This window comes from Cloacibacterium normanense (assembly GCF_002943105.1).
In the GTDB taxonomy this organism is placed as follows: Bacteria; Bacteroidota; Bacteroidia; order Flavobacteriales; family Weeksellaceae; genus Cloacibacterium.
Map to the genome: position 1 here is coordinate 1 of NZ_PTPZ01000012.1, position 7,866 is coordinate 7,866.

6 protein-coding genes are annotated in these 7,866 nt (G+C 29.9%); all 6 read left to right on the plus strand.

Features of this window, described 5'->3' with window-relative positions; all coding sequences use genetic code 11:
• The first annotated feature begins 144 nt into the window (after positions 1-144).
• A complete protein-coding gene (locus C3729_RS13020; RefSeq protein WP_104794557.1) occupies positions 145-2,376 on the plus strand; it encodes a hypothetical protein in 2,232 nt (743 codons plus the stop codon).
• Positions 2,373-5,879, plus strand: coding sequence for a hypothetical protein (locus C3729_RS13025; RefSeq protein ID WP_104794558.1), 3,507 nt, complete (start codon positions 2,373-2,375; stop codon positions 5,877-5,879). Before C3729_RS13020 ends, C3729_RS13025 begins: the two co-directional genes overlap by 4 nt.
• 4 nt (positions 5,880-5,883) lie before the next feature.
• Positions 5,884-6,312, plus strand: a complete 429-nt coding sequence (locus tag C3729_RS13030) for a hypothetical protein (protein WP_133159993.1) — start codon at positions 5,884-5,886, stop codon at positions 6,310-6,312.
• Positions 6,313-6,385: 73 nt separating this feature from the next.
• On the plus strand, positions 6,386-6,991 hold the full coding sequence (locus C3729_RS13035) for an REP-associated tyrosine transposase (protein ID WP_104794560.1): 606 nt from the start codon (positions 6,386-6,388) through the stop codon (positions 6,989-6,991).
• Positions 6,992-7,045: 54 nt separating this feature from the next.
• Positions 7,046-7,414 (plus strand): hypothetical protein, encoded by a 369-nt coding sequence (locus C3729_RS13040; RefSeq protein ID WP_104794561.1) that lies wholly within the window; start codon positions 7,046-7,048, stop codon positions 7,412-7,414.
• A gap of 202 nt (positions 7,415-7,616) precedes the next feature.
• On the plus strand, positions 7,617-7,866 hold a 250-nt coding region (locus C3729_RS13045; RefSeq protein WP_133159994.1), incomplete at its 3' end, for a hypothetical protein.

Below are 7,866 nucleotides of genomic sequence, written 5' to 3' on the forward strand. Positions count from 1 at the left end.
CAAGAAAACTACAAACTTCATTATCTATTCATAAAAATTCCATTATAATAGATGTGGTAAATGAAATTAAAGAATTAATAAATCATTAATTCTTTATAAGAATGCATTTAAAAAAATGTAGTACGGCCAATAAAAACAATAACCATGTCAGAAACTCTTATTCCAAGTCAGAGTTCTGCGTTAACAAGTACCCAAAATGGTACTAACATCAGAGCAGATCTAAGACCAGAATCTCAATTTTATGTAGATACCGCAGTAGCTATTGGAAACCCTACTTCGTTTGGGAAAATATCTTCTATAGAATTTAGTACCACCTCCGTTATCTCATTTTCGGGAGTTTGTAAAGTCTATGCTATATGTAAAGGACAAGTTTTTTTGCAACCCATGAGTGGAGCAGGAAATGAAGGGAAGGTAAATTTAATATTGCGACCTTTTAAACAACCTATTAATGGATTGGCAATAAAATATTTTATCTATAGAGGATTAAAGAAATCAGACTTTTTTGCAGATGGTAAATTATTGGCAACTAATCAAACCGAAAGTAAACTGGTAGAAAAAGTTAATACCGAGTTTGATAATTTCTATAAAAACAAACAAGCTAATGAAAAACCAATATTTTTATCCAATTTTCTAGGATATAGAGAACTTACAGATACCGCTCAAAATGAAAACGATTTACTAGATGAATATTTTTTCAAAATATCAGATACAGAAACCGATAAAGTAGCCTTCGAATTACCAATGGTAGAAAGAGGTACGCTTTTAGGTAGTGCAGAAAGCTCACTTGGAATAGATGTAGTACTAAATGAAGGAGATTTTTTCATGCAAGACGATCCTAATCCTTTCCAGCTCAATTTAAAATTTGCCAGAGCAAAAGAGCACAAATTATCTACAGGAAATTATACACCTTATCGTAAAAAATTGGTAAGAGAAAGTGCTTCAATGTTTATGGATATAGCTGCATTCTATGGTTTACATACACAAGGCAAAGGAAAAATTTATATCAATGCTTCTACAGAACCATTGACAACTACAGCAAATATTTATAGTTTAATTGAAAAATATCAGACAAAAAATACCACATATCTTTATATCCAAAGCAATAGACAACGTTCTTATGATTTTTACGGAAATTATCATTTGGAAGATACCACCAATATTAAAGTAGGAACAGATGTCAGTAATCTTACCAAAGAAACTTTTGGCGTAAAAGAAGATTGGGCGGTAAAAGCATTTAATGGTGCAAACCAAATCACACTACAATTAACCACTGATAATTATACAGACGCAGCCGTATATGTAAAAACAGGTATTCTGAATGTAAATACTATACACGAAGATTACTACCTGAGAAATGACAATATTCTGCAAAAACCATCTACAGACCCTAATGTAACAGTAGATATAAACTACACCAAACCCATCACATTTGATGTCATTAAAACGGGAGCAGAAAACTCACCCATCTGTAATTTTATCCAGCTCATTTGTGAAACCAAGAAACTTTTGATACAGACAGAAGAACCAAATGCAGCAGATCCTAATACTACAGAAACAGTAAATTATTATCTAAAAGATATAGATGACGTTTTTGGGATGATAGATGAATCACCCGTTATCCAAAATAAACAAGACCGTGAACTGCACTATGTGGTAGATCAAAATCTATTGTTGGTGAACTTTAATAATGCAACAGGCGGAAAAGACATTGCCACTGTAACCAGTAAAAGAACAGAAGATGTTATCCAAAAAAGTGAAGACGAGACGCTCTCAAGAATAACCTACGAAACATTACTTCATAACATTAGGCAGAGCAATAACACCTTTACCGAAAGTTTAAGTGCCTACTCTGATAATACCAATAGCGGTACCATCCATTATGACAAAAACAAAAATAATTTTTATCAACCAGAAACACCATACTATTTAAAGACCCAAGTTTTTACAGACAGCCAAAGTGGTAACACCGTTACAGGTCTAACTCTAGAAGTGCAAACAGGAGGTTTACCAAGTAAGAAATTATTAGGCTTAACCAAAGACGAAAATGACATTTACTTAAATATCTTAAGTGAAAAAGATACTACAGGAGTAAAAAAATACAACAATGCCAAGTTTTACTTAAAGAACTTATTAGGCAACGAAGAAGATTACTACACCACTACAGAAGGTGTGAAGTACAGATTATACGAGCTCTACCTGATAGCCGAAGACAGAGAAGGTAAGATAGTACTGCTAAAACCTAACGAACCTACCAAACCCGTACAAGTTTCTACCATAGACCAGTGTGTATTTGCCACGCAAGAGTATAGTAAGTATGTGCCATTAGTAGAGAAAGAAAATATTGTTAATAACTATGTTCAAGTTCCATTATTATGAGTACGACAGCAGTAATTACTAAAAATAATAGAGCGGTTAAAGTAAATGGTGTTGACCAATCTAATGGACAAAAGTCTCCTTATATCTTGGAAGATTTAAAATTTGATATAGATGGAGCATTAATAGGATTCAAGGTTAATTCTAAAGAGTATTTTTTTATAGCCAAGAGTAACTATTTTGATGTAAATAAAGAAAAGGGCAAAGAAGGATATTGTTTAAAAAGTGCATATCAAGAATATAAAAACAAAAAATATATTTTAGGAACGTTAATAGATGAGTTGCTTAAAGAAGAATATTGGTTTGATAATCATTTTCAACTAGCAGAAAAAGGAGATATTTTCACATTAGAAAAAGTTGAAACTTCTGCATCAAAGACAAATAACTTCACAAAATATTTTGTGGCAAATGAGTATCGTTTCAAAATTAAAAAATTAGATATAGATTTTTTTGATACTACTCAGTATCCTATGGTAAGTAGTAGCACTGATGTTAACTCATCAGACTATAGTCAAATTATTCCAATACCAACTACAGATAGACTGAACAAATTTGATGGTAAATTTTTTCAGAAAAACTTTGGTGATGTGGTTTCTAGTTTGAATATAGAAGAAAAATATAAACAAGATCTATATAAAGGTATAATTCAGATTTGTTTTAAAATATATTGGCTTTTTGAAAATAAAGTTATAGATATTTTAGCAATAAATAATATACAGTTTATAGAAAATAAAATTATAGAATTAAATAGTTTAAATGGAGATGATAGTTCAAAATTAAGACAAGCAATAAATAATAATAGTAATTTTCAGAAAATAGATAAGATTATTGCGAATCTAATTTTGGATTGGGGGCATATAGATGGTTTTGAAGAATATATAAATAAAATTGAACCAATTTCCACACAAAATACCTCTTATGCTGGTTTATTGGCTCCTTTTACAGATTATTTTAATGCTGTTGTAAATTTATATGAAAATCTAGTATATGTAAATGAAAAAGAAAAATTCAAGACACCAGATGGTGAACCATCCACTTGGGGAGAAACAACTTTAATGATGCAAAGCAATGATAGGCTTGAATTCTTAAAAGATTTTCCTTCATCAGCATTATCTTTACTTTTTTCTTATGATGATATTAAAAAATATATTAATGATTATCTGTATTTAGTAGAATTAAGTAGTGCTACACAAGATTTTATTGTAAGATTATTAGAGTCATTATATTCTAATCCTATAGATGGGGAGAATATCCTAAAGCTATTATTAGAAAAAATAGGTAATACTACAAAATTTGAAATGCTTCTTATGATGTTTGATAGAGAATATCATAAGGAATGGGGTAAAGTAGTATTAGGTAATCTGCTTTTTCCTTATGGTAAAAGATTAGATTTATGTAGAGCATTATTACAACTTTGGAAAAACTCTAATTTTAATCCCAATTATAATAAATCTACAGGAGAAATAAAAAATCCTAATTTTTATTTTACAGATGAGATTGTAAATAAATTCCATTTAGAAAATGAAAATAAAACTCCTACTGCAATACTAGAAATAGGATCTCTAGGTTATTTGGTAGATAATTTAGGAAATCCTAATAAGTATAAAGTAATAAAAGACTATAGGGTTGAATATAGTGTAACATCTCTTCAAGGTGAAGTATTTGATGCAGTTCGTAATTCCAGAACCTATGAAATTAGATATGAAAATGGAGTGTATAAAGGGTATGAAGAATACCCAGATTTTGTGTATCCTCCAGGTGCACCTAGATTTCATATATATCAACCTGTTACTTTATTAGTATATGATAAAGGAAATCCTCTGTTTCCTCAGGAATCAGTGATACCAGCATTTCTTTTGTATGTTGCTAAAGATATAGAGAGATTAGAAAAAATAGATGTTGCAGTATCTTTTGCTGTGAACACCACACTATTAATTTTGCCATTTTTCTTAACAGGTGGGATAGCAATATTAGGTGAACTTTCTTATTTAAGATATTTCATATATGCAGGTAGGGCTTTAAAAACTGGCGTAACCAGTGCAGAAGCTGTTATGTATGTAAGAGGTGTAAATGCGGCATTAGAAGCAATTTCTATTACAGCTGCAGAAGCATCTTTATATTATGATGCAGTTTATAATCTTAATCAAACTGGTATTAAGGAAGAAGAAGCAAAAGCAGAAAATCTTGCACGCATCTATTTTTGGTTGTCTTTGGCTACTGCAGGTGCTTCTATTTTCTGTAGAGACAGAGCTTTAGATTTGGCAAGAACAATAGATACAAATACGATACCTTTAGATGCTAAAAATTTTATAAATAAAATATTAGGAATTGAAACTAAAGAATTAACAGCATTTGAACAAAAGTTAGATGATATACCTACTTTAAAAAATAAATACAACCAGCTTCTTTCTACTAATGCTAAGAAAAGTATGTTTTCTAAAAATTTTGGTAACCTTTCTAAAGAAGGACTTAAAGAACTAGATAGTAATGATGTTATTAATAACTGGATAAAGTTAGCAGACAATAATATAGAGGATAGAACTCTCTTAAATGTAATTAAAAATAACGAAGTAACAGATGCTTATGTAAAATATTATGGAGATAATAGTTTAAAAACAGAACTTTTATCTTCAAATGCTACAGAAAGATATGCTTTTTTATCTAAAGTAAAGACCGATCAAGCGGTTTTTAATGCCTACAAAGCAGATACAGATTTACTAAAAGCTTGGAAAAATTCATATAACGAGGTAAATATTAGAAATAATTTTAATATTTTAACTTCACAAAGACAAATAAATTGGCTTAAAAGATATGGTTTATCTGATGAACTATTTTTACGCGCAAAAAATAATCCAGATATATTATTGTCTTTCAATAAATATTATGATGAATCAGCGTTAATATCAAAAATTGAGAACTATTCTAACAATATTAAAGAAGAAATTATTTTCTTTGAAAGATTTGGTTCTAAAAATGAAGAATGGTTTCAGTTTTTCAAAAACAATCCTGATGAAATAATTTTTGAATTAGGATTGTATAGCGAAAGATTGGTAAAGACTTTTAATAATTTGTATAGGTATGAAGTATTAGTGTCTACTGATGAAATAGTTTTTAATGTGTTGAAGCAAGGTGGGATAGAACCAGCTTGGACAAATATGGCAAAAAGAATGGGTGGTGAAATAAGTTTTGATTTCAATACAGAACTACTAAAACAGAAAGGATATAATGTAAAAGGACTTGGGCAAAAATGGACAGATGATGCTTTTGAAGTTTGGAATGATAAAATAACCAGTGTAAAAACAGAGTGGACAACTAACCCGTATTATCCCGGTGGAGAATCTTTAGGCTATAAGGAATTTTATAATGTGTATAATGAAACAGGGAATGATATACAAGCTACAAAAGCTACAACTTTCTATAAAACGATGAGCTCAAAAGGTTTTTTAACAATTAAAGTAGATATATATCCTGAAAAAGAAGAAGTAATAGTAATATTAAAAAAATAAATTTATGAGATATTTAACTTATATGATAAATAATAAATTGTATTCAGATTTAGGAGAAGATACAATAAATGATTTTTATACAAAACTGAATATTCAATCCGTTTTAAAAGATAGCATTCTCCAAAGAATAGATGCAGAAGCAGATTTTGAAATATCAGTCGCAGAGCTGCAACAACTTGTTCCTGCTTTATCTGCAAGAATAGATGAGTTAATTGGCAATCCTAATTTTAATCCTTTTAAAGAAAGATTAAGACAAAGAAATCCAGTACAGTTTGGTAGTAATCCTTTTACTTGGAAAGGAGTTACATATTATTTATATGTGAAAACAAATCCTATTGATAGTGAAATTAGTAGAACTAATGGATTTTTAGAATTAACAAAAGAGTTTATAAATCAAAATAAACCATTAAAATATATTTATAAGATTAACTAGATAAAAAGTTATTTACGAGAAGCCCCCCCCGCTGCGCAAAGTCTCCCGACTTTGAGCAACAAAAAAATGAAAAATGAAAGAAGGCTATACCATAAAAGACCAAGAAAAACCCCACTTTATTACCTGTACAGTAGTAGATTGGATAGATGTTTTTACAAGAAAGGTTTATAAAGATATAGTAGTTTCATCATTAGAATATTGCATAAAAGAAAAAGGAATGGTTTTGTATGGTTATGTGATAATGAGCAATCATATCCATTTAATAGTACAATCTAAAGAAGGTAGATTATCAGATTTAGTAAGAGATTTTAAAAAGTTTACCGCAAAAAATATTTTAGAAGCCATACAAACAGAACCAGAAAGCAGAAGAGAGTGGATGCAGGCTTTATTCAAAAAAGCAACAGAAAGCCATACAAGAAATAAAAATTACCAGTTTTGGCAATATGGCAATCACGCAGAAGAAATATATAGCTTACATTTTATGTGGGACAAGCTAAATTATATACACTTAAATCCAATAAGAGCAGGAATTGTAGAAAAAGCCCAACATTATATTTATTCATCAGCGAGTAATTATATAATGAGCAAAGGATTAGTGAGTGTAGAATTGGCAGATAACCCAGTAATTAATACAAGCAAAACAAATGAATTTTGGAAATATAGTAATTATGATGAGTAAGTTTGGCTCAAAGTCAGGAGACTTTGCGCAGCGGGCAAAAAGATAAAGAAGATTATGAATATATTAAACAATTACAAAGTACAATTCGGAATTAAAAAATTTTTTAATGATGATTTTGAATTTATAAGCACAGTAAATGATTCGCTAAGTGCTTTTATATGGGGAGCTGATAGTGTAAGTCGAGCAAATCAATTGTTGGATTCAGCAAATAGAGCGCTATCAAACCCCAATCCAAACTCAACTACAACTTATCCCGCACAAAGTATGATGCTTGTAGTTATCAAAAAAACAACTACAAGGATATATGATGAAATGGATAATTATGAAAATCCTAATCACACGCCAGATTTTGAGTTACCAACTTCAGATTTTAAAGTAATTGTGGAAGCTTGGCGGGATTATTTAGTAAGTAGAGGAAAGTGAAAATTATATTTTTACAAAAGTAACCCCCGCTGCGCAAAGTTTGCAACTTTGAGCAATGCTAAAATATAAAAACTAATAACCAAGAAAACTTAAGTAAAAATAAGACTAATAACCAAAATTTATAAAGTTTTAGGCTTTATAAAAAAGACTAAAATCAAGAAAACTCAATCAAAAGCATAAAAACTACCCAAATCAAAGATATATGTCAACAACCACATTACAAAAAAGGTATTATCCAGCCTTATCTTCTGTAGTAACAGCAGAAGATTTACCAGATATTTTAGGTTTTATAAAAGACGGGGTGCAAAATCTTTTGTCTCAAATTTACTATAAAGATTTCCAGCATAGTAAAGGCGCAAAGGGAGATTCTGCATTCTACGGATTATCTATAGTTTCACCACAGAGAATTCAATTAGAAATTCCGGGTACTGATATTTATTTGGTGTTAAATC